Source organism: Caballeronia sp. SL2Y3, from assembly GCF_022879575.1.
GTDB lineage: Bacteria > Pseudomonadota > Gammaproteobacteria > Burkholderiales > Burkholderiaceae > Caballeronia.
In genome coordinates this window covers 2552612-2574436 of the sequence record NZ_CP084260.1, presented here as the reverse complement: position 1 = coordinate 2574436, position 21825 = coordinate 2552612, and the positions used below count along the sequence as shown (strand labels likewise).

19 protein-coding genes are annotated in these 21825 nt (G+C 63.9%); 7 read left to right on the top strand and 12 right to left on the bottom strand.

All coding sequences use genetic code 11. From position 1 onward, the window contains the following. The first annotated feature begins 225 nt into the window (after positions 1-225). Complete coding sequence (locus LDZ26_RS12185; RefSeq protein WP_244847415.1) at positions 226-939, top strand: response regulator; 714 nt, start codon at positions 226-228, stop codon at positions 937-939. A 79-nt stretch (positions 940-1018) separates the two neighbouring features. On the opposite strand, the gene LDZ26_RS12180 is transcribed toward LDZ26_RS12185, so the two are convergent. Then, positions 1019-1705 carry an orotate phosphoribosyltransferase gene (locus LDZ26_RS12180; RefSeq protein ID WP_175938293.1) on the bottom strand — a complete coding sequence of 229 codons (687 nt, stop codon included), beginning with the start codon at positions 1703-1705 and terminating at the stop codon, positions 1019-1021. A 311-nt stretch (positions 1706-2016) separates the two neighbouring features. Here LDZ26_RS12180 and LDZ26_RS12175 point away from each other — a divergent pair, with 311 nt between their 5' ends. The 3 genes from LDZ26_RS12175 to LDZ26_RS12165 all read left to right on the top strand — a co-directional run bounded on the left by LDZ26_RS12175 (position 2017) and on the right by LDZ26_RS12165 (position 6243). After that, positions 2017-3249 (top strand): MFS transporter, encoded by a 1233-nt coding sequence (locus tag LDZ26_RS12175; protein ID WP_244847414.1) that lies wholly within the window; start codon positions 2017-2019, stop codon positions 3247-3249. Between the two features lie 275 nt (positions 3250-3524). Beyond that, positions 3525-5804, top strand: a complete 2280-nt coding sequence (locus LDZ26_RS12170) for an NADP-dependent malic enzyme (protein WP_244847413.1) — start codon at positions 3525-3527, stop codon at positions 5802-5804. Between the two features lie 133 nt (positions 5805-5937). Next, the gene (locus tag LDZ26_RS12165) at positions 5938-6243 is read left to right on the top strand and encodes a hypothetical protein (RefSeq protein WP_244847412.1); all 306 of its coding nucleotides are present in this window, start codon (positions 5938-5940) and stop codon (positions 6241-6243) included. A 50-nt stretch (positions 6244-6293) separates the two neighbouring features. Here LDZ26_RS12165 and LDZ26_RS12160 read toward each other — a convergent pair whose 3' ends face one another. Next, complete coding sequence (locus tag LDZ26_RS12160; RefSeq protein WP_244847411.1) at positions 6294-9863, bottom strand: indolepyruvate ferredoxin oxidoreductase family protein; 3570 nt, start codon at positions 9861-9863, stop codon at positions 6294-6296. Between the two features lie 341 nt (positions 9864-10204). On the opposite strand from LDZ26_RS12160, the gene LDZ26_RS12155 reads away from it, so the two are divergent. Beyond that, positions 10205-10411 carry a hypothetical protein gene (locus tag LDZ26_RS12155; RefSeq protein ID WP_244847410.1) on the top strand — a complete coding sequence of 69 codons (207 nt, stop codon included), beginning with the start codon at positions 10205-10207 and terminating at the stop codon, positions 10409-10411. Between the two features lie 69 nt (positions 10412-10480). Here the strand turns inward: LDZ26_RS12155 and hppD are convergent, their stop codons facing one another. Continuing rightward, positions 10481-11581: a 4-hydroxyphenylpyruvate dioxygenase gene (gene hppD / locus LDZ26_RS12150; protein ID WP_244847409.1), complete on the bottom strand. Its 1101-nt coding sequence runs from the start codon at positions 11579-11581 to the stop codon at positions 10481-10483. Between the two features lie 145 nt (positions 11582-11726). On the opposite strand from hppD, the gene LDZ26_RS12145 reads away from it, so the two are divergent. Then, positions 11727-12230 (top strand): Lrp/AsnC family transcriptional regulator, encoded by a 504-nt coding sequence (locus tag LDZ26_RS12145; protein ID WP_244847408.1) that lies wholly within the window; start codon positions 11727-11729, stop codon positions 12228-12230. Positions 12231-12312: 82 nt separating this feature from the next. Here the strand turns inward: LDZ26_RS12145 and LDZ26_RS12140 are convergent, their stop codons facing one another. From LDZ26_RS12140 to LDZ26_RS12100, 9 genes are all read right to left on the bottom strand, one after another. Next, the gene (locus LDZ26_RS12140; protein WP_370650676.1) at positions 12313-12978 is read right to left on the bottom strand and encodes a GNAT family N-acetyltransferase; all 666 of its coding nucleotides are present in this window, start codon (positions 12976-12978) and stop codon (positions 12313-12315) included. 178 nt (positions 12979-13156) lie between these two features. Beyond that, the gene (locus LDZ26_RS12135; RefSeq protein WP_244847407.1) at positions 13157-13759 is read right to left on the bottom strand and encodes a TetR/AcrR family transcriptional regulator; all 603 of its coding nucleotides are present in this window, start codon (positions 13757-13759) and stop codon (positions 13157-13159) included. 21 nt (positions 13760-13780) lie between these two features. Beyond that, the gene (locus LDZ26_RS12130; RefSeq protein WP_244847406.1) at positions 13781-14599 is read right to left on the bottom strand and encodes a DUF1835 domain-containing protein; all 819 of its coding nucleotides are present in this window, start codon (positions 14597-14599) and stop codon (positions 13781-13783) included. Between the two features lie 95 nt (positions 14600-14694). After that, complete coding sequence (paaE, locus tag LDZ26_RS12125) at positions 14695-15783, bottom strand: 1,2-phenylacetyl-CoA epoxidase subunit PaaE (protein WP_244847405.1); 1089 nt, start codon at positions 15781-15783, stop codon at positions 14695-14697. A 21-nt stretch (positions 15784-15804) separates the two neighbouring features. Further along, complete coding sequence (gene paaD, locus LDZ26_RS12120) at positions 15805-16308, bottom strand: 1,2-phenylacetyl-CoA epoxidase subunit PaaD (protein ID WP_244847404.1); 504 nt, start codon at positions 16306-16308, stop codon at positions 15805-15807. A gap of 2 nt (positions 16309-16310) precedes the next feature. Beyond that, entirely contained in the window at positions 16311-17108 is a 798-nt protein-coding gene (gene paaC / locus LDZ26_RS12115) for a 1,2-phenylacetyl-CoA epoxidase subunit PaaC (RefSeq protein WP_244847403.1), read from the bottom strand. 9 nt (positions 17109-17117) lie between these two features. Next, entirely contained in the window at positions 17118-17402 is a 285-nt protein-coding gene (gene paaB / locus LDZ26_RS12110; protein ID WP_244847402.1) for a 1,2-phenylacetyl-CoA epoxidase subunit PaaB, read from the bottom strand. Between the two features lie 15 nt (positions 17403-17417). Further along, positions 17418-18419, bottom strand: coding sequence for a 1,2-phenylacetyl-CoA epoxidase subunit PaaA (paaA, locus tag LDZ26_RS12105; RefSeq protein ID WP_244847401.1), 1002 nt, complete (start codon positions 18417-18419; stop codon positions 17418-17420). 400 nt (positions 18420-18819) lie between these two features. After that, positions 18820-20301, bottom strand: a complete 1482-nt coding sequence (locus LDZ26_RS12100; RefSeq protein ID WP_244849169.1) for an MFS transporter — start codon at positions 20299-20301, stop codon at positions 18820-18822. Positions 20302-20475: 174 nt separating this feature from the next. On the opposite strand from LDZ26_RS12100, the gene LDZ26_RS12095 reads away from it, so the two are divergent. Continuing rightward, positions 20476-21738, top strand: a complete 1263-nt coding sequence (locus tag LDZ26_RS12095) for a TIGR03862 family flavoprotein (RefSeq protein ID WP_244847400.1) — start codon at positions 20476-20478, stop codon at positions 21736-21738. Positions 21739-21825: the final 87 nt, after the last annotated feature.

The following is a 21825-nucleotide window of genomic DNA, read 5'->3' as shown; positions in this document are numbered from 1 at the left end:
CAACGATGTTTTTTGTCTCAGTGATGCGCTTCGTAGGAGGATGCAGTTTAACATTGCAACAAAGCATTAAAAGCTTGATCCTTGGGCCAAACGTATGGCGCGAAATCAGTCGTCTTTGTTAGTGCGCGCGGCTGATGGCGAAGACTCAAACTCGTAGATCAACATATGAACCATTTGAACTTGATTCGCGTGGCAGTCAGTCGACCGGATTTGGGAGAAGAATAAATGAGCCAGCGAATTCAGGTCATCATTGCGGACGACCATCCTGTGATTTTGTTCGGCGCCGCGCAGGCGCTCAGCAAGTTTCCGGAAGTCGATGTCGTTGGCCAGGCGCGTCAATCCACCGAGCTCGTCCAGCTACTGCAAAAAACGCCGTGCGACGTGCTGGTGACGGATCTCGCCATGCCTGGCGGTTCATACGGCGACGGCATGCCGCTCCTCGGCTACATCGGCCGCCAGTTCCCGAAGGTGCGGCTCGTCGTGCTGACCATGCTCGAAAATCCGGCTTTGCTCAAACGTTTGCGCGAAGTCGGCGTCGTGTCGATCATCAACAAGGCCGACGACATGAATCACATCGGCTGGGCGATTCAGCACGTGATGCGCGGGCAGGAGTATCTCGGGCCGTCGGTGAAGGCGGCGCTCGACAGCATGGGCATCGGCGCGTCCGGGCAGCAGCGCGGCGTCATCCTGTCGAAGCGCGAACTCGAAGTGGTGCGCCTTTTCGTGTCCGGCATGACCAATACGGAGATCGCGGGGCAACTGCGGCGCAGTATCAAGACCATCAGCACGCAGAAGAACACGGCAATGCGCAAACTCGGAATCGAACGAGACTCCGAATTATTCCAGTACGCGCAAAGCAACGGATTAATGAACCTCTCTGCCTATACGGGCGACGGTACGCTGGAAGATACGCCGCTGTCGGATTCGAAATCGTTATAGACGCCAATCTGCAAAAATAAAAAAGCCGCTGACTGAAATCAGCGGCTTTTTGTTTTAATCGCCTTCTAGCAACGATTAATTATTGCGGCGTGGCAGTGGCGCCGCCGTGCGCGGCCGACCATTCGGCCGGCGCGTGCAGGAATTTCTCGACTTCATCGAGCGTCTTGGTTTCGAAATAGCCCTGTTCCTTCGCGACGCGCAACACGTCCCACCACGTGGCGAGCGCGTGGAGATCCACGTCGATGTCCTTCAGCACGGACACGCTCTCCTTGAAGATGTTGTAGTGGAAGAGCACGAAGCAGTGGTTGACCGTCGCGCCAGCCGTGCGCAACGCGTTGATGAAGTTGATCTTGCTGCGGCTGTCCGTGGTCAGGTCTTCGACCAGCAGCACGCGCTGGCCTTCGGTCAGCAGACCTTCGATCTGCGCGTTGCGGCCGAAACCCTTCGGCTTCTTGCGCACGTACTGCATCGGCACCATCAGACGATCGGCGATCCACGCGGCGAACGGGATGCCGGCGGTCTCGCCGCCCGCGACGGCGTCGATCTGCTCGTAGCCGACATCGCGCAGAATGGTCGCTTCGGCCATTTCCATCAGGCCGCGGCGCACGCGCGGATACGAAATCAGCTTGCGGCAGTCGATGTACACCGGGCTCGCCCAGCCGGACGTGAAGATGAACGGTTTTTCCGCGTTGAAGTGCACCGCCTGCACTTCGAGCAGCATCTTGGCGGTGGTGTCGGAGATCGTCTGGCGATCGAAGCCTGTCATGGGCGAATCCTTGGACTGATGTGGCGCTTCTGGAAGCGGAAGGCGGCCGCGAGGGCCCTGGCGCATGAACCGGACGCCGACGAGCCGTCTTTCGAAGGGCTGTCCGGCGTTTTTCTGCGCGCGTGTCGACGGGACCGGCGCTGAAAGCGCCTGCGTTGTCCCATGCACAGCTAACCCGCGATTTTACCCGAGCCTGCGCGGCGGGGCGAGCAGCGCGGCGGCGCGCGTCCGGGCGACTTTTTTTGCGGTTGTGACGGCGGGCCGCTCGCCAGTACACTCGCCGCGCCTTCCGACCGCTTCCGACCGCTTCGATGAAATACGCACCGACGACACCCGATTCCCCCGATTCGTCGCCTCGCCACGCGTGGCATGCGCTCGCCGCATCCGTGCTCGGCTACGCGATGGACGGCTTCGACTTGCTGATTCTCGGCTTCATGCTTCCGGCCATCGCTGCCGACTTGCATCTGACGCCCGCGCAATCCGGCGCGCTCGTCACGTGGACGCTCGCGGGCGCGGTGGCGGGCGGCGTCGTGTTCGGCGTGCTGTCGGACTACTTCGGGCGCGTGCGCATGCTCACGTGGACCATTCTGGTGTTCGCCGTCTTCACGGGCCTCTGCGCGCTCGCACGCGGATACGGCGACTTGCTGTTCTATCGCACGCTGGCGGGCGTCGGGCTGGGCGGCGAGTTCGGCATCGGCATGGCGCTCGTCGCGGAAGCGTGGCCCGCGCGGCAGCGGGCGCGCGTGTCGTCGTATGTGGGGCTCGGCTGGCAACTCGGCGTGCTTGCCGCTGCGCTCCTCACGCCGCTGCTTCTGCCGATGATCGGCTGGCGCGGCATGTTCGCCGTCGGCCTGATGCCGGCCGTCGTCTCGTTTCTGGTGCGGCGGCGCGTGGCCGAACCCGCGCTTTTCACCGCGCGCCGCACGGAAAGCGCCGCGCGCAAGCTGCCGCTCAAGCGCCTGTTCGACAATGCGCGCACCGCACGCGCGAGCGTCGGCGTGATCGTGCTGTGCTCGGTGCAGAACTTCGGTTATTACGGGCTGATGATCTGGCTGCCGAGCTATCTGTCGAAGACGTTCGGCTATTCGCTCACGAAATCGGGCGTCTGGACGGCCGCGACCGTGCTCGGCATGGCGCTCGGCATCTGGCTGTTCGGCATCGCGGCCGACCGCTTCGGACGCAAGCCCGCGTTTCTCGTCTATCAGATCGGCGCGGTCGCCATGGTCTTCGTCTATTCGAATCTGACGAGCCCGGCTGCGCTTCTGCTCGGCGGCGCGGCGATGGGCGTGTTTGTCAACGGCATGATCGGCGGCTACGGCGCGCTGATCTCCGAGATCTATCCGACCGAAGCGCGCGCCACCGCGCAGAACGTGCTATTCAACACCGGGCGGGCGGTCGGCGGACTCGGGCCGGTCGTCGTGGGCGCGCTCGCGGCGCGCTATACGTTCGCGGTGGCGCTGGCGTTTCTCGCCAGCATCTATCTGCTGGATGTCGCCGCGACGCTCTTTCTGATTCCCGAAAAGCGCGGCGCGGAACTCGACTGAAAGCCACGGCGTGCGTCTTCTTCCGACGAAACGCACGCCCAGCAACGCTTCCGCGTGAAATGCTGCTTCGCGCCATTTGGGATACGCGGTGTACACTGAACGACCCAAAACAAGGCTCCGTTCGCCCGCTTCATCCCTGCCGGGCGGCACGCTGCGTCTATCCGACGCGCCGGGTGACTACAACATTGGTCCATCGATTCACATCCCGCCCACAGTGCCGAGCGGCCGCCGGCTGTGAACCCTGTTCAAAAAATTTCTAACGTCTCAGGCTAATCATGGACGAACAACTGAAGCAAAGCGCTCTCGCGTACCACCAGAATCCGCGTCCCGGCAAGATTTCCGTCACGCCGACCAAGCCGCTATCCAACCAGCTCGACTTGTCGCTCGCGTATTCGCCGGGCGTCGCGGCTGCGTGCATGGCGATCTACGACGAACCGCTCGACGCGCAGAAGTACACGTCGCGCGCGAACCTCGTCGGCGTCGTGACGAACGGCACCGCCGTGCTCGGCCTCGGCAACATCGGACCGCTCGCGGCCAAGCCGGTCATGGAAGGCAAAGGGTGCCTGTTCAAGAAGTTCGCGGGCATCGACGTGTTCGACATCGAACTGAACGAGACGGACCCGGACAAGCTCGTCGACGCCATCGCGATGCTCGAACCGACGCTCGGCGGCATCAATCTGGAAGACATCAAGGCGCCGGAATGCTTCTACATCGAAAAGAAGCTGCGCGAGCGCATGAAGATTCCCGTCTTCCATGACGATCAGCACGGTACGGCGATCATCGCGTCGGCGGCGATTCTCAACGGCCTGAAAGTGGTCGGCAAGACGCTCGACAACGTGAAGCTGGTCTGCTCGGGCGCGGGCGCCGCGGCCATCGCGTGTCTGGACCTGCTCATCGATCTGGGCCTCAAGAAGTCGAACACGATCGTCGTCGACTCGAAGGGCGTGATTTACGAAGGGCGCGGGAATCTGGATGCGTCGAAGGAGCGGTATCAGGCGAGCACCGACGCGCGCACGCTCGGCGACGCAATGCGCGGCTGCGACGTGTTCCTCGGCTGTTCGAGCGCGGGCGTGCTCAAGCCGGAAATGGTCGCGACCATGGCCGACAAGCCGCTGATTCTCGCGCTGGCGAATCCCGAGCCGGAAATCCGGCCGGAAGAGGCGAAGAAGGTGCGCCCGGACTGCATCATCGCGACGGGCCGTTCGGACTATCCGAACCAAGTCAACAACGTGCTGTGCTTCCCGTTCATCTTCCGTGGCGCGCTCGACGTCGGCGCGACGACCATCACGGAGGAGATGAAGCTCGCGTGCGTGCGCGCAATCGCGGAACTGGCCGAAGAAACCGATCAGGGCGATGAAGTCGCGAAAGCGTACGAAGGCCATTCGCTCGAATTCGGTCCGGAGTATCTGATCCCGAAGCCGTTCGATCCGCGTCTCATCATCAAGATTGCGCCGGCCGTCGCGCAGGCAGCGATGGACTCGGGCGTCGCGACGCGCCCGATTCAGGACATGGACGCGTATCGCGAGACGCTCGGCGCGACCGTCTACCGCACGGGCATGGTGATGCGCCCGGTGTTTGCGGCGGCGAAGGCCGCGCCGGCGCGCATCGCGTTTGCGGAAGGCGAGGACGAGCGCGTGCTGCGCGCCGCGCAGTTCGTGCTGCTGGAGAAGATCGCGAAGCCGATCATCATCGGCCGGCCGGCGGTCGTCGAAATGCGTCTGCAGAAGATGGGCTCGAAGCTGAAGCCGGGCGTCGATTTCGAGGTCGTGAATCCGGAAGACGATCCGCGCTATCAGAAGAGCTGGCAGGCGTATCACGAGATCGCCGCGCGTCAGGGCGTGACGCCGGACAGCGCGAAGGCGGCGCTGCGCAAGTTCAACACGCTGATCGGCGCGATCCTCGTTCATATGGGCGATGCGGACGGCATGATCTGCGGCCTCATCGACACGTATCAGGATCACCTGAAGTTCATCGACCAGGTGCTCGGCAAGGCGGAAGGCGCGGACAACTTCGCGGCGATGAACCTGCTCATGCTGCAAGGGCGCAACATCTTCATCAGCGACACCTATGTCAACGAATTGCCGACGCCCGAGCAACTCGCCGACATGACGATTCTCGCGGCGCGCGAAATCGAGCGATTCGGCATTCAGCCGAAGGTCGCGCTGGTGTCGAACTCGAACTTCGGCAGCGTGCCGAGCGCATCGAGCAAGCGCATGGCCGAGGCGCGCAAGCTGATCGCGGAACGCGCGCCGGACCTCGAAGTCGATGGCGAAATGCACGGCGATGCGGCTTTGTCGGAAAGCGTGCGTAAGGCGGCGTTCCCCGGCACGACGCTTTCGGGCGAGGCGAATCTGCTCATCATGCCGAACGTGGAAGCGGCGAACATCACGTACAACTTGCTCAAGATGGTGAGCGGCGAGGGCGTGACGGTCGGGCCGTTCCTGCTCGGCGCGTCGAAGCCGGTTCATATTCTGACGCCGGCGGCGACCGTGCGGCGGATTATCAATATGACGGCGGTGGCGAGTGCGAATGCCAGCGTGATGAAGGCGAGATAACGCGACTTAGCGAAGAAGTATTGGACGGCGATTCGGGAGACTGGATCGCCGTTTTTTCTCGTTGGCGGCTTATCCTGAACAGTCGAATCTCTACGGTCGCGCCCATGATTCAATTCGGAAAACGAATCAAGGAATGGAGCAGGCGTTGGAGATTATCGTTGAAACGTTCCGTGTTCGGGGCGAGAACTCGGCGTCACCCGTGCGCGTGCGTCCGCTAGCGGGCCAAGGGTTGAGCACGCAACTCCGCGTCGAGTGCAGCAAAAGCATGCGTGCGCAGTATCCGATCGGTACGCTGTTTCGCCTGGACGTGAGATTGATTCATCGTTTGGGAACGCCGTTGCTGTACGCGCACCACGCAGCGCCGTTCGAGCGAGTCGGCCTCGACGAAGCGTACCGGTTCATCGACACCATCTTCGGCCATGCGGACGCATCGAAATAAAAAAGGCGATTCGCTTTCGCGAACCGCCTTTGAGCGTGAAGCGGCGAGAATCAAGCCACTTGCCGCTTTTCCCCACTCTGATCGCGCCACCGCGCCAGCAACTTCTCCCACTTCACCTTCGCCGCCTTGACGTTGTTTTCCTTGATGTGCCCATAACCGCGCATCGAATCGGGAAGACTCGCCAGTTCGATCGCCAGCGGCAGCTTCTGCGGCGTCAATCCAGCGATCAGTTCCTTGACCAGCGCCTCATATTCGCCGATCAAAGCGCGCTCCATCTTCCGTTCGTCCGTGCGGCCGAACGGATCGAGCGCCGTCCCGCGCAGGACCTTCAGCCGCGCGAGCACGCGCATCGCGGACATCATCCACGGGCCGTACTGCTTCTTCACCAGATGCCCATGCGCGTCCTTCTTCGAGAAAGCCGGCGGCGCAAGATGCATCTTGATCTTCCAGTCGCCTTCGAAACTGCTCTTCACCTTCTCGATGAACGCCGGATCGGCATACAAACGCGCGACTTCGTACTCGTCCTTGTAGGCCATCAGCTTGTGCAGATTCTTCGCGACGGCCTCGGTCAGCAGATAGTCGCCGACGCCCAGTTCCGCTTCCGCCGCGCGCACTTGCGCGACGAGCCGTCCGTATTTCGCGGCATACGCGGCGTTCTGATACTTCGAGAGATAGTCGAGGCGCTTGTCGATCAGCGCATCCAGCGCCTTCGGCGTATGCAGCGCGATGACCTTGGCCGGCGTCGCATCGTGCGTCCCTTGCGCGAGACGCGCGACAGCCGGGAGATCGTGCGCCGCGCGGCGGCCCCATTCGAATGCGGCGAGATTCTTCTCGACCTGCACGGCGTTCAGCTCGATCGCGCGCACGATCGACTCATGCCGCAGCGGCACCCAGCCCATCTGCCACGCATAGCCGAGCACGAACGGATTCGTGTAGATCGCGTCGCCCATCAGCGCGACGGCGAAGCGGTTCGCATCGACGAGCGCGACATGCTCGCCCGCCGCCGCGCGAATGTCGGCTTCCGCGCTCGCGCCCGGGAAGCGCCAGTTCGGGTCCTTGATGAACGCGGCCGTCGGCGTCTGCGCGCTGTTCACGACCACGCGCGTGCGGCCCGGCTGCATCCGCGAGCCGCACTCGTCGCTGGCCGTGACGATCGCATCGCAGCCGATGACGAGATCCGCCTCGCCCATCGCGATGCGCGTCGCGTGGATGTCCGTCGGTTGGTTCGCGATCTGCACGTGGCTCATCACGGCGCCGCCCTTCTGCGCGAGGCCGGTTACGTCGAGCACGGTGACGCCCTTTTGCTCCAGATGCGCCGCCATGCCGAGCAGCGCGCCAATCGTCACCACGCCCGTTCCGCCGACGCCCGTCACCAGCACGCCGTACGGCCGGCCGATGTCGGGCAACTCCGGCGTGGGAACGGGCGGCATCGCGTCGCCGGCCACGCTCGTCGCCTTCGGCTTCTTCAACTGGCCGCCTTCCACCGTCACGAAGCTCGGGCAGAAGCCGTTCAGGCACGAGTAGTCCTTGTTGCACGTCGACTGGTTGATCTGCCGTTTCGTGCCGTATTCGGTGTCGAGCGGCTCGACGGACAGGCAGTTCGACTTCACCGAGCAATCGCCGCAGCCTTCGCACACGGCCTCGTTGATGACGACGCGCTTCGCCGGATCCGGAAACGCGCCGCGCTTTCTGCGGCGGCGCTTCTCGGTGGCGCAAGTCTGGTCGTAGATCAGGATCGACGTGCCGGGAATCTCGCGCAACTGGCGCTGAATGTCGTCGAGCTGGTCGCGATGATGCACGTCGATGCCCGGCGCGAGGCCGACGTCCGGCGTGTACTTTTCCGGCTGATCCGTGACGATGACGATCTTCGCCGCGCCTTCCGCCGCGAGTTGATGCGTGATCTGCGGCACCGTCAGCACGCCGTCGACCGGCTGGCCGCCTGTCATCGCGACGGCGTCGTTGTACAGAATCTTGTACGTGATGTTGACCTTCGACGCGATCGCCGCGCGAATGGCGAGCAGGCCGGAGTGGAAGTACGTGCCGTCGCCGAGATTGGCGAACACGTGTTTGTCGTTGGTGAACGGCGCTTGCCCGACCCACGCCACGCCTTCGCCGCCCATCTGGCTGAACGTGCTCGTGTTGCGGTCCATCCACACCGTCATGTAGTGACAGCCGATGCCCGCCATCGCACGCGATCCTTCCGGCACGTTCGTCGACGTGTTGTGCGGGCAGCCGGAGCAGAACCACGGCTTGCGCTCCGCTTCGACGCGCGGCCGCGCGAGCGCCTTCTCCTTCGCCTCGATCACGGCGATGCGCGCCGCGATGCGCGCGCGCACGTCGGCGGGCAGGTCGAACTTCGCGAGCCGCGCGGCGATGGCTTTCGCGATGATCGCGGGCGAAAGCTCGTAGTGCGCGGGCAGCAGCCAGTTGCCCATCGGCACGGACCATTCGCCGCCCGCGCCGTCTTTTTCGTCGAACTTGCCGAAGACGCGCGGACGCTGCGCATCCGGCCAGTTGTACAGCTCTTCCTTGATCGCATATTCGAGAATCTGGCGCTTCTCTTCGACGACCAGAATCTCCTTGAGGCCGCGCGCGAATTCCTGCGCGCCTTGCGCTTCCAGCGGCCACACGCAGCCGACCTTGTACAGGCGAATGCCGATCTGCGCGCAGGTTTCGTCGTCGAGGCCGAGATCGGTCAGCGCTTGACGCACGTCGAGATATGCCTTGCCGCCCGTCATGATGCCGAAGCGCGCGTGCGGCGCATCGATCTCGATGCGGTCCAGCTTGTTCGCGCGCACGTAGGCGAGCGCGGCGTACCACTTGTAGTCGAGCAGACGCGCTTCCTGCACGAGCGGCGGGTCGGGCCAGCGGATGTTGAGGCCGCCGTCGGGCATCGCGAAATCGGTCGGAATCACGATTTGCGTGCGATGCGGGTCGATATCCACCGACGCCGACGATTCCACCACGTCGGTCACGCATTTCATCGCAACCCAGAGGCCGGAGTAGCGGCTCATCGCCCAGCCGTGCAGGCCGAAGTCGAGATATTCCTGCACGTTCGACGGAAACAGCACCGGCAGCCCGCACGCCTTGAAGATGTGCTCGGACTGGTGCGCGAGCGTCGATGACTTCGCCGCGTGGTCGTCGCCGGCGAGCACGAGCACGCCGCCGTGCTGCGACGATCCGGCCGAATTGCCGTGCTTGAAGACATCGGCGGAACGGTCGACGCCGGGGCCTTTGCCGTACCACATCGAAAAGACGCCGTTGTACTTCGCGCTCGGGTAGAGGTTGACTTGCTGCGATCCCCAGACGGCGGTCGCCGCGAGATCTTCGTTCACGCCGGGCTGAAACACGACCTGATGCGCGGCGAGATACTTCTTCGCCTTCCAGAGCGACTGGTCGAGACCACCGAGGGGAGAACCGCGATAGCCGGAGATGAACCCGGCGGTGTTGAGACCTGCGACTCTGTCGCGTTCTTGCTGGAGCATCGGCAGGCGAACCAGCGCCTGGATGCCGCTCATGTACGCGCGGCCGCGTTCGAGGGTGTATTTGTCGTCGAGCGTGACGGATTTCAGCGCGGCTTCTAGCGAAGCTCTTTGTTCTGCGTCTAGCGGGGCGTTCATTCTGTGTGCTCCTCCACCCGGAGTTTGGGATCGCCAAAGCATGATTCGGGCCGTTGCGTCTTGTGAACGCGCAGGCCGGGACTTCAAGTTTGCCGACGCCCGCCCTTTCGAGACAGTGGTGGAAACCCGTTAAAAAATTCCTCACTTAGATGCCGTTTGCGTCGAAACGATGAAGCGCGGCGCGGGACGTCGAGACGTTTGTTACAGGGTGTAAATGTGACCGATACGCGGAACCCACGGTCTCGGCTCTGTCTAAACGGGCGCTTGCGCTGTTTCGCGCACGGTTTTCGAAAGCGCGGAACGGCGGGCAGTCGTACACACGCAGTCAGAAGGAGAAAATAATGAAGCAACGCCACATCCAGAGTTTCCTGATGGTCTCGGCGGCCTTTTTCGCTATCAGCGCGCCGATGGGCGGCGCGCGGGCGAACGGCGCGCCGTTCGGTGCCACTTCCGTGCCGCCGGTCGCCCAAGTGCGCACGCAGACGCCGCAGATGCGCGGCAGCGAGCGCCGCGAGTCCGAGCGCAGCAACGACGATAGCGCCGCCTGAAAGCATCGCTAGAAAACAAAAGGGACATGAACGCTGCGTTCATGTCCCTTTTTTGCGCCTTTTCGGTTCTTAGGCGCTCGTGTCCTTCAACACACCGCGCCGCATCTGATCGAGTTCGATCGATTCGAACAGCGCCTTGAAGTTGCCCTCGCCGAAGCCCTGATTGCCCTTGCGCTGAATGATCTCGAAGAAAATCGGGCCGATCTGATTCTCCGTGAAGATTTGCAGCAGGATTTCGTCGCGCACGCCGTCGATCAAGATCTTGCGCTTCTTCAGTTCCGCGACCGATTCGCCGTGATTCGGCACGCGCCGGTCGACGAGTTCGTAATACGTGTCGATGGTGTCCAGCAGCGCGATGTCCGACGCGCGGAGGCCGTCGACCGTCTCGTAAATATTGTCTGTGCCGAGCGCGATGTGCTGAATGCCTTCGCCGCGATACGCGTCGAGATATTCCTGAATCTGGCCGGCGTTTTCCGAACCTTCTTCGTTGATCGGAATGCGAATCTTGCCGCACGGCGAGGTCATCGCTTTCGACTTCACCGCCGTCACCTTGCCTTCGATGTCGAAATAGCGCACTTCGCGGAAATTGAAGAGGCGCTCGTAGAACTCCGCCCATTCGATCATCCGGCCGCGATGCACGTTGTGCGTTAGGTGGTCGATGTAGGTCAGTCCGTGGCCGACCGGATTCGGATTTGCGCCGGGAATCGGCTCGAAGTCGACGTCGTAGATGCTGATATCGCCGATGCTCCCCGGCTCTGCGCCGTTCTTGCCGCGCCAGCGGTCCACGAAATAGATCAGCGAATCGCCGATGCCCTTGATCGCCGGAATGTTCAGCTCCATCGGGCCGGTCTTGTTGTCGAAGCCCCACGCGCCGAGTTCGAGCGCGCGCTTGTACGCTTTCGCCGCGTCCGCGACGCGAAACGCGATCGCGCAGATCGACGGTCCATGCAGGCGCGCGAAGCGTTGCGCGAACGAGTCCGGCTCCGCATTGACGATGAAGTTGATTTCGCCCTGCCGGTACAGCGTCACGTTCTTGTGCCGATGCCGCGCGATCGCCGTGAAACCCATCTGCTCGAACAGCTTGCCGAGCGCGACCGGGTCCGGCGCGGTGTATTCGATGAATTCGAAGCCGTCGGTGCCGACGGGGTTCTCCCAGGTCGTAGTGCTCATGCGTGTCTCCGTTTTCTATGCGGCGCTTTGCCGCGACGTGGAGAGAAGTTTAGCCAGCGGACGGCGGCAAAAACTTGCGAAAGAAATCGCGTCTTCCTAAGATGGCGCACGAAACTGCCACCGATTCGCCGAATGGAGACCGAAAATGGCCGAGCCCGAACTCGATACGATCGACCGCAGAATCCTCGCGATTCTTCAGGAAAACGGGCGCCTGTCGAATCAGGAGATCGCGGATCGCGTGAATCTCTCGCCGAGTCCGTGCTTGCGGCGTATCCGGCGGCTGGAGGAGACGGGCGTGATTCGCGGTTACGTCGCGCTGCTGGACGCGAAGAAGGTCGGTCTGGGCTTGCTGGCTTACGTGAACGTGCGGCTCGAGAAGCGCGGCGGCATGCCCGCGTCGGCCGGCACGCCGAATCCGCCGACGCACGGCGATCTCTTCCGCGAAGCCGTGAGGTCGTGGCCGGAAGTGGTGGCCTGCGACGCGATGACGGGAGAGATGGATTTCCTGCTGCGCGTACAGGTGCGCGACATGGACCACTTCTCGCGCTTCGTGCAGGATCAACTGCTGCATCACCCTTCGGTGATCGACGTGCGTTCGAGTTTTTCGCTGGAACGCATCAAGGAGACGACCGCGCTGCCGCTGCGTTGAGCGCGTTCAGACAACGAAAAGGGCGGTGTGAGCCGCCCTTCGCATGATGTCGCTCGCAGCGCCGACCGCGCTGTCGGTGAACTCAGGCCGCGTTGGCCGTCGGCATGAACGCCCGGAAAACCTGCGACGCGCGATGCGCCTGGCGCTTGATGGCGTAATCGAACACGGCGGCTTGCTCTTGCAGCATTTCAGCCATGATGGTCGTCTGATCCGCGGGCGGCAGCGAGAGATACGCGTCGGCTTCGCCGTAGGCGTATTCGATCTTCATGCCCGACTTGCGCGCGATGTGCATCATCCGCGAGTTGCGCGACAGGCAATGCATGTACAGCACGGAAACGCGCGTATTGCGGCTGCGCATGGCGGCGCGCTCGAACAGCTTGCTGCCGATGCCGCGACCGCGCGCGCTTTCGAGCACCGAGACGCCGAATTCCGCAGTGCGCTTCTCGCCCTCGGCCGGCAAATACGCCAGATGACCGACGCCGAGCAGTTCCAGCGAATTGCCGAAGACGCCGAACACCGTGTCACTCGTGAAGTTCAGGTTCTGGACGTAGTTTTCGATGACGTGGTCCGGCACGATCTGCCCGAAGCGGAGCAACCGGTCGTCTTCGTCGAGGGCGAGGAAGTGGGTGAGCAGGCGTTCACGATCCGCGGAGGACAACTCGCGAACGAGAACCGGCAAGCGCGCGGCGTCCGGCAGCGGCCGATCGGAGGCGGCGGCGATCTGCGGTGCGGGGCGGTTGAAGGTCAGTTCCACGGTGTTCTCCTTGTTCGTATGCTGCAAAGCAAAACGAAGTTTATCGCTTTCAAGGAAAACGCGTACGGGAAAACCCTTAAAAGTAGTGGAGGAGTCGTTCTAGCTTGCGACTATCGCTAATAGAATCAGCTGTTTACGCGGCAACGGACACGGTGACGCAGCGCAACACGGGTCAATCTGCGGCGAGTCCGTGCTCGATCATCTGAACCACCTGTTCCGCGAAATCGCGATAACCGAGCTTGCCGCCCGGCTTTAGCCACGTGAATGTCCAGTTGATCATGCCGAAGACCATCATCGTGAGCGCGGTCTGATTCTCCTTCGTCACGCGCTTCGGATAGGCGCGGGCCAACTGGCGCGTGAACGCGGCGACGATATCCCGCTGACGGTCGAGCACGATCTCGCGCTGCGCGTCTTCGAGGTATTTCACGTCGTTCAGAAGCGCCACGTGCCGGCTATGCGATGTCTCGTATTCCGCCAGAAACGCGCGCACGAGTTCCGCGAAGGCTTCGCGCTCGCCCAGGCCGCGCCGCTGGCTCGCGCCTTCCACTTCCGCGATGATCAGCATGAGCCGCTTCGTGTAGCGGTCGAGCAGATCGAAGAGAATCGCTTCCTTGCTCTCGTAGTAGTGATAGAGCCGCGCCTTCGAGGTGCCGCTCGCGGCGGCGAGGTCGGACATCGACGTGCTCGGATAGCTGGTCTGCGCGAATTTGGCGGCGGCGAGTTCGAGAATCTGTTCGCGTTGAGTGTCGTGGTCAGGCGCTTTGGTGCGGGCCATGTGTCGGAAGCGTCTTTCGGCTTATTCGGCCTGAGTCGATGAGCGTCGCAATTCGGCGTGAGCCATATCCGACGGCGTGCCGCGTATTTTAAGCCGGCCCGCCGTGACCAGTTCCCGGCAGCGCCAGAACGCGACCGAATCGCTCATCAGAAAGTCGAAGCGCCGCGCCATCGCGCCCGCAGCGATGCGCTTGGCCGGTTGCCACTCGGGCGTGGCGAGTTCGAGGAGCGTTTCATCGACATCCAGCCACGTTCCGGACACCAGCATGTTGTCGCGCAGGCGACGGTTTTCCGCGCTCGAATGCTTCGCCTCCTGCCATTCGAGCGCGAGCCGGCTGATGCGCAGCACGGAAATAGGCGCCGCGGTCGGCAGCTTGGCGAGCAGTTGTCTGGGCGAGAACATGCCGACGGACGTCGCGCGGTCCGCCCGGCGCAGGCTGTCCGGATGCGCGTCCGGCGCCTCGATGGCGAGGTCGTCGAAGGTCAGTTTCGCTTCGTTCAGACGCTGGGGCGCATTGCGCAGGAAGTACGCCACGCGCCGAAGCGTGAGTTGATCCGCCGCGCTTTGTCCGTGCCAGACGACGACTTGTCCGTCGCCGCGCGCAAGCCGCCCAAGCAGCGCAAGCTGGCTCTGCAATTGATCCTCGATATCGGCGGGCGTGCTGGACACCTGACGCCAGAACGCCGCGCGCGCGACAGGCGATTCGTCGATGTCCCGCAGCGGCCCGACAGCGAGATCGTCGCGCAACGCGATGACCTGATCGGTGCGTTCGGCGAGCCGCAGCGCATGCGTGAGAGCGTCGGCCGCGCAGTCGCCATTGGTGACGTGAATCGTATTCATGGATGTCGGCTTGCCGGAAAGACGAAGGACCGCTCGGTAAGAGCGATCCCAGTTTAGCCAATCCCGCTACGCGCCGGTGTGGGTTGCCGCGCGGATCAGCGCTCGTCGAAGCTCACGACCACGCGCTCGCTCACCGGATGGCACTGGCACGTCAGCACGAAGCCGTCGTCAATTTCGTGCTGCGCCAGTGTGTAGTTCTTGTCCATTTTGACTTCGCCTTCCAGCACTTTCGCGCGACAGGTGCAGCAAACGCCGCCCTTGCACGCGTACGGCAGCGCGAGCCCCGCTTTCAGGCCGACGTCGAGCACGCTCACGCCTTCGTACGGCAGCCGCAGCTTGCGCTTCTTCCCGTCGATGACGAGTTCCAGATCGGCCGCAGGCGTGCTTTCCGTGATCTCGATTGGCGGCGCGCCCGCCTGCGGCAACGGCGTGCCGAACCGTTCGACGTGAATGCGATCCGGCGCGACGCCCGATTCCTTCAGCGCGGCTTCGGCGGCGTCCATCATCGGGCCGGGGCCGCAGATGAACGCTTCGTCGATCTCGCCGGGCGGCAAGAGGGAATCGAGAAACGCCTTGCACTTGGCCTTGTCCAGCACGCCGTTGAAAAGCTCGACGTCCTGCAAATCGTCGGACAGCACGTGATACAGCGAGAACCGGCTCATGTAGCGGTTCTTCAGGTCTTCCAGTTCCTCGGCGAACATGATCGCGTCGACGCTGCGGTTGCCGTAGACGAGCGTGAAGCGGCTCGTCGGCTCCATGTCGAGCGTGGTCTTGATGATCGCCAGCACCGGCGTGATGCCCGAGCCGCCGGAAAACGCGACGTAATGCTTCGCGTGGTCCGCGTTCAGATGCGTGAAGAAGCGGCCATCGGGCGTCATCACGTCGATTTCATGGCCGGGCTTGAGCGTGTCGAACGCGAAGTTCGAGAAGCGCCCGCCGCGCACGCGCTTGATGCCGATGCGCAGTTCGCCGTCGCGGTCGTAGTCGGTCACGCCGACGCAGATGGAATACGAGCGGCGCGTCTCCTCGCCGTCGATATGCGTTTTCAGCGTCACGAACTGGCCCTGCGTGAAGCGAAACGCGTCGCGCAGTTCGGGCGGCACGTCGAAGGAAACCGTGACCGCGTCGGCCGTCTCGGGGCGCACGTCGCGGATACGCAGCGGGTGAAATTGCGGAGTCGCCATAGGAGTCGTGTCGTGGAGAGGTCAGTACGGCTTGAAGTAATCGAACGGCTCGCGGCAATCGACACAGCGATAGAGCGCCTTGCACGCCGTCGAGCCGAATTGCGCGAGCTTCTCCGTGTGCGTGGAGCCACAGCGCGGACAGGCGATGACTTCCTTCTTGTACGGCACGAAGCGCATCGGCTTTTCCGTGCTGCTGCATGCGCCCGCCGGCGGCGCGATGCCGTAGCGGCGCAGCTTGGCGCGCGCTTCGTCCGTGATCCAGTCGGTGGTCCACGCTGGCGCGAGCACCGTTTCCACGCGATGCGCGCCGAGTTGCGCGCGGTCGATAGCCTCTGCAATGTCTTCCGCGATCTGCGACATGGCCGGACAGCCGGAGTACGTCGGCGTGATGACGACTTCGAGCACGCCGTCGTCGCCTTGGCGCACGTCGCGCAGAATGCCCAGTTCGCGGATCGACACCACCGGGATTTCAGGGTCCGGCACGGCTTCGAGCACGGACCACGCGCGCTCTATCGTCGTGTCCATGATCACCACGTCGCGCCCGGATGCTGCCGCGCGAGGCTTTGCATTTCCGCGAGCAGATAGCCCATGTGCTCGGAATGCTCGCCGAGCTTGCCCGTGCTGACGTGCTTGACCTCGGCGGGCGCTTGCAGCGTCGCTTCGTCGAGCGCGGATTGCACTTCGTCGCGCCATGCCGGTTCCAGATCGCTCGCGAGCGGCGCGATGCCGGCTTCCGCCACTGCGCGCTCGACGGCGTCCGGATGGAAGAATTCGCGCGTGTACGGCATCAGATAGTCGAGCGCCGCTTGCGCCCGGCGATGCGATTCCTCCGTGCCGTCGCCGAAACGCACGAGCCAGTCGCGGGCGTGATGCACGTGGTACCGCGTTTCCTTGATCGACTTCGCCGCGATGGCGGCGAGTTGCGTGTCCGACGAAGCCTGAAGCGCGGTCCAGACGTGCGCCATGAACGCCGAGTACAGAAAGTTGCGCACGATGGTCACGGCGTAATCGCGCTCGGTGCGCGCGGTGCCTGCGAGCGGGCCGAAGTGCGGCAGCTCGACCAGCGTGTAGTTCGCGAACTCCCGTTCGGTGCGGAAATAGGCGTAGTCGTCCTCGGTCTTCGCCGCGCCCGTCAACGCCGATTCGAGCGTGGCCGCATGCGAATACAGGAGCCGCGCCTGCCCGATCAGATCGAGGCTGATGTTCGCCAGCGCAATGTCCTCTTCCAGCGCCGGACCGTGGCTGCACCATTCGGCGTTGCGCTGACCGAGAATCAGCGCGTTATCGGCGAGGCGCAGCACATAGGCGAGATGTTCGGTGCTCATGTCGCGCGCTCACATATGGTTGATTTCGTCGGGCAGCATGAAAAACGTCGGATGCCGGTAGATCTTGTCGCCTGCCGGTTCGAAGAATTCGCCCTTGTCCGCCGGGTCGGACGCCGTGATCGCCGACGACGGCACCACCCAGATGCTCACGCCTTCCTGGCGGCGCGTGTAGACGTCGCGCGCCATGCGCAGCGCGGTGGCGGCGTCGGCCGCGTGCAGGCTGCCGCAATGCTTGTGATCCAGTCCCTGCTTGCTGCGCACGAAGACTTCCCAGATCGGCCATTCCTTGTTCATGTCGATGTCTCCCGTTCAGGCGGCTTGCTTGTGCGCACGCGCCTTCTGTTTTTCGGCGTAAGCGAGCGCGGCTTCGCGGACCCATGCGCCGTCGTCGTGCGCCTTCACGCGCGTGGCGAGACGCTCCTTGTTGCACGGACCGTCGCCGTTGACGACGCGCCAGAATTCGTCCCAGTCGATCTCGCCGTAGTCGTGCGCGCCGCGCGCCGCGTTCCACTTGAGGTCGGGGTCAGGCAGCGTCACGCCGAGAATCCTGGCCTGCTCGACGGTGGCATCCACGAACTTCTGGCGCAGGTCGTCGTTCGAAATGCGCTTGATGCCCCACGCGAACGACTGCCCGCTGTGGATGGAATCCTTGTCGCTCGGGCCGAACATCATCAGCACGGGCCACCACCAGCGGTTCACCGCCTGTTGCACGAGGTCCTTCTGCGCCTGCGTGCCTTTCATCATGGCGAGCAGCGCGTCGAAACCCTGCCGCTGATGGAACGACTCTTCCTTGCAGATGCGGATCATCGCGCGGGCGTACGGTCCGTAGGTGCAGCGGCAGAGCGGAATCTGGTTCATGATCGCGGCGCCGTCGACCAGCCAGCCGATCACGCCGACGTCCGCCCAGGTGGGCGTCGGATAGTTGAAGATGCTCGAATATTTCGCCTTGCCCGCGTGCAGCGCGGCGACGAGCTGATCGCGCGAGACGCCGAGCGTTTCGGCGGCGCTATATAGATAGAGGCCGTGACCGCCTTCGTCCTGCACCTTCGCGAGCAGGATCGCCTTTCGCTTGAGACTCGGCGCGCGGCTGATCCAGTTGCCCTCCGGCTGCATGCCGATGATTTCCGAATGCGCGTGCTGCGAGATTTGCCGGATGAGCGTCTTGCGGTAGGCCTCGGGCATCCAGTCCTGCGGCTCGATTTTGCCGTCGGCTTGCATGACCGCGTCGAAGCGTTGCTGCTGCGCGGAGGCGTCGGCGGGCGCGTCGGGCGCGGTCGGCTGGCCGGGAAGGTCGAGAGATTGGGTGTACATGGCGGACACTCGCTCTTGGAAAAGTCGCTGTGCGCCGATTATAAACCGACCGGCCGGTCGGTGAATCGCCTTTTTCGGGATAGGCGGGTTTTTCCTGAGGCGAGCGAGCGGCGAAAAACCGCTTCGCTGAACCTAAAGTTCTCCTGTCCTGTTCGCCTTATCGGGCGCGTTGTCTCTCGAGTGTGAGGCGGTTGGCCGATGCATCGGCGCGAGACAAAAGCCGCACGGGCGTTTCGCGGCGCACGGCTTCCCTGTACCGGAATTTCTGCTGTCTTGTTCGACTTCTCGCGCGTCGTCTCTTGAAGCGGAAGCGCTTGGCCGATGCATCGAGCATTACAAAAAAGCGGCGCGGCCGTTCCCGGTCGCGCCGCCTTCTTATAACCACATTGCTCCGAGCGCGTTACTCGACGCGTTGTCCCTCGAAGTCTTCGGCGTCCACGTCGTAGCCGGACGGTTCCCAGCGCACCGCCATCAGCGCGACCAGTCCGGCGAGCGGCGCGACCGCGATGATCCAGAACACTTTCGTCCCTAGCGCCGCCGACAGCACCGGAAAGAGGAAGAGCGAGACGGTCGAACTGGCGCGCATCAACGTCTGATTGAAGCCGACGCCCACGCCGCGCAAAGACGTCGGATAGCTGAGCGACGCGAACGTCATGCTGTGCGAGCCCGGCCCGACGCCTTGCCCGAGCAGGAACGCGGCGAGCAGCGCGATCGCGATGACGACCTGCGCGCCCGTCGCCGGCTTGCCGACCACCGCCAGCCCGACCAGCGCCACAAGCTGGAACGCGTAGCCGACGACCGTCAGCTTCCACGCGCCGAACTTCGGCACCGTGCGCACCGCGAACAGCCCGCCGGCAAACGCGAAGCAGAGATTCAGCGCGAGCGAGGCGAGAATCGTCGTGAGCATCGACTGCGCGAGGAAACTCGAAATGATGACCGGCAGACCGAACGCCACCGCGTTGTACGCGAACGACGACGCAATCGCGATGACGGTCGCCAGCACTGTGCGCCGCAGATACTTGCCGCGCAGCAGCGCGCCGTAGTTGCTCCACGTCGCGCCGCGCGGTTTCGCCGCTTTGGATGCGGCCAGCGCATCCGGATCGACGCGAGCGTCGACGCCATACGAGCGTTTCAGGATCGCGGCGGCGGCCGGCAAATCGCCCTGATTCGCGGCCCAGACGGGCGATTCGCTCATGTAGCGGCTGCGAATCGCGATGATCGCGATGGCCGGCACCGCGCCGAAGCCGAGAATCAGCCGCCAGAGCCATCCCGCGTTGTGCGCGGGCAGCGCCGCGTACAGACCGAGCACGAGCAAATACGAGATGCTGATCGCGGCGTACCACGTGGGGCACCACATCGCGACGCGAGCGGCCTTGTTCCCGCGTCCTTGCAGCCGCGAGAACTCGGCGAGGAACGCCATCGCGACCGGTAAGTCGATCCCGACGCCCAGTCCCATCACGAAGCGCGCTCCGCCGAGCACCCACGCGTTCGGCGCGAGCGCGCAGGCGATCGCCGCGATGACGAAAAAGAACATGTCGGCCATGAAGACGCGGTAGCGGCCGATCTTGTCAGTGAGATAGCCGCCGAAGAACGCGCCGATGATCGCGCCGAACGTGATGGCCGAGGCGACGAAACCGGTTCCGGTCGGCGTCAGCGAGAACTCGCGGGCGATGTCCTTGACGCCGAATGCTAGCGCGCCGAGATCGTAGGCATCGAGGAAGATGCCGCCGAGCGCGATCGCGACGACGATGCGCGCATCGCTGCCGATGGCCGCGCCGCGATTGACGAGATTCGAGACGTCGGCGGCGCTGCGGATGACGGGACGCGCATCGGCGGCGCCGGCCCGGGAAGGTGTTCGCTCGGGCGCGATAGATACGGACATGATCGACGGAATGTAGGAATTTGTGGATGCAACGAATCGCCGGATCGTATCCGGCTGGCGGGCGCTCACCAAATTCTTTTTTGTTATTTAATGACTTACGCCCGGGCGCACGCCTTCGTCCGCCAGATCAGACGCGATGCGACAATGTCGCTCCTCGTTTTCTCGCTACCTCGCATGACCTCAGTTGAAAACATCGAATCCGTGCAAGTCGCGGTCGTCGGCGGCGGACCGGCCGGGCTCATGGCGGCGGAGGCGCTCGCGGCGGGCGGCGCGAGCGTCGATGTGTTCGACGCGATGCCGTCGGTCGGACGCAAGTTCCTGATGGCGGGCAAGGGCGGGATGAATCTGACGCATTCCGAGCCTGCCGACGCGTTCATCGCGCGCTACGGCAAGCGCCGCGCGCAGATTGCGCCGCTGCTCGCGCGCTTCGACGCCGCCGCGTTGCGCGAGTGGGTGCATGGGCTGGGCGTGGAAACCTTCGTGGGAAGCTCGGGCCGCGTCTTTCCGACGGACATGAAAGCCGCGCCGATGCTGCGGGCGTGGCTGCATCGGCTGCGCGCGTCGGGGGTCAGGCTGCATATGCGGCATCGCTGGCTCGGCTGGACCGATGCGGGCGCCGGCGAATCCCGATTCGCGACGCCCGATGGCGAAAAGCGCGTGCGCCACGACGCACTCGTGCTGGCGGTCGGCGGCGCGAGCTGGCCGCAGCTCGGCTCGGACGGCAGCGCGATGACGTATCTGGCGGCGCGCGGCGTCGACGTGCGGCCGTTTCTGCCGTCGAATTGCGGTTTCGACGTCGACTGGTCGGCGCATTTTCGCGAACGCTTCGCGGGCGAGCCGCTGAAGTCGGTTGCGATTGGCCTCGAACGGGCTGACGGCGCGGTGGACTGGCGCGTCGGTGAATGCTTGCTGACGGAGCATGGCATCGAAGGCAGTCTGATTTACGCGCTGTCCGCGCAGATCCGGGATCGTCTGATGGAGCACGGCGACGCCGGCGCGCGCATTCTGCTGGATCTTGCGCCGCAGCTTTCCGCCGAGCGCGTCAGGGCCGAAGTGCTGCATCCGCGCGGCGCTCGGTCTCTGTCGAGCCATTTGCAGAGCCGGCTGCATCTCGCGGGCGCGAAGGCCGGCCTGCTGCGCGAATGTCTGACGAAAGACGAGTTCGCCGACCTCGACACGCTCGCCGCGCGCATCAAGGCGTTGCCGGTGCGCGTGCGACGTCCGCGGCCGATCGCGGAAGTGATCAGCAGCGCGGGCGGCGTTGCGTTCGAATCGCTCGATGCGCGTTCGATGCTGGTCGCACTGCCCGGCGTGTTTTGCGCGGGCGAAATGCTCGACTGGGAAGCGCCGACCGGCGGTTACCTGTTGACGGCGTGCTTTGCGAGCGGGCTTGTCGCGGGGGAGGGGGCGCTTGCGTGGCTCGGCGAGCGAGCGTGACTAGCGGACGCGAGCATGCGCTGCGAGGTGGACCGTCAACGTTCGGGCGGTGAAGCGGCTTCTGACGCTCGTTCGGCAACGGCCGCA

Excerpts from the sequence above, each read along its gene's own strand:
- hppD (WP_244847409.1), bottom strand. The coding sequence starts at position 11,581 with ATGAGCACTACGACCTGGGAGAACCCCGTCGGCACCGACGGCTTCGAA.
- LDZ26_RS12185 (WP_244847415.1), top strand. The coding sequence starts at position 226 with ATGAGCCAGCGAATTCAGGTCATCATTGCGGACGACCATCCTGTGATT.
- LDZ26_RS12170 (WP_244847413.1), top strand. The coding sequence starts at position 3,525 with ATGGACGAACAACTGAAGCAAAGCGCTCTCGCGTACCACCAGAATCCG.
- LDZ26_RS12160 (WP_244847411.1), bottom strand. The coding sequence starts at position 9,863 with ATGAACGCCCCGCTAGACGCAGAACAAAGAGCTTCGCTAGAAGCCGCG.
- LDZ26_RS12165 (WP_244847412.1), top strand. The coding sequence starts at position 5,938 with ATGGAGCAGGCGTTGGAGATTATCGTTGAAACGTTCCGTGTTCGGGGC.
- LDZ26_RS12100 (WP_244849169.1), bottom strand. The coding sequence starts at position 20,301 with ATGTCCGTATCTATCGCGCCCGAGCGAACACCTTCCCGGGCCGGCGCC.
- LDZ26_RS12130 (WP_244847406.1), bottom strand. The coding sequence starts at position 14,599 with ATGAATACGATTCACGTCACCAATGGCGACTGCGCGGCCGACGCTCTC.
- paaA (WP_244847401.1), bottom strand. The coding sequence starts at position 18,419 with ATGTACACCCAATCTCTCGACCTTCCCGGCCAGCCGACCGCGCCCGAC.
- paaD (WP_244847404.1), bottom strand. The coding sequence starts at position 16,308 with ATGGACACGACGATAGAGCGCGCGTGGTCCGTGCTCGAAGCCGTGCCG.
- LDZ26_RS12135 (WP_244847407.1), bottom strand. The coding sequence starts at position 13,759 with ATGGCCCGCACCAAAGCGCCTGACCACGACACTCAACGCGAACAGATT.
- paaE (WP_244847405.1), bottom strand. The coding sequence starts at position 15,783 with ATGGCGACTCCGCAATTTCACCCGCTGCGTATCCGCGACGTGCGCCCC.
- LDZ26_RS12180 (WP_175938293.1), bottom strand. The coding sequence starts at position 1,705 with ATGACAGGCTTCGATCGCCAGACGATCTCCGACACCACCGCCAAGATG.
- LDZ26_RS12095 (WP_244847400.1), top strand. The coding sequence starts at position 20,476 with ATGACCTCAGTTGAAAACATCGAATCCGTGCAAGTCGCGGTCGTCGGC.
- LDZ26_RS12175 (WP_244847414.1), top strand. The coding sequence starts at position 2,017 with ATGAAATACGCACCGACGACACCCGATTCCCCCGATTCGTCGCCTCGC.
- LDZ26_RS12145 (WP_244847408.1), top strand. The coding sequence starts at position 11,727 with ATGGCCGAGCCCGAACTCGATACGATCGACCGCAGAATCCTCGCGATT.
- LDZ26_RS12155 (WP_244847410.1), top strand. The coding sequence starts at position 10,205 with ATGAAGCAACGCCACATCCAGAGTTTCCTGATGGTCTCGGCGGCCTTT.
- paaC (WP_244847403.1), bottom strand. The coding sequence starts at position 17,108 with ATGAGCACCGAACATCTCGCCTATGTGCTGCGCCTCGCCGATAACGCG.
- paaB (WP_244847402.1), bottom strand. The coding sequence starts at position 17,402 with ATGAACAAGGAATGGCCGATCTGGGAAGTCTTCGTGCGCAGCAAGCAG.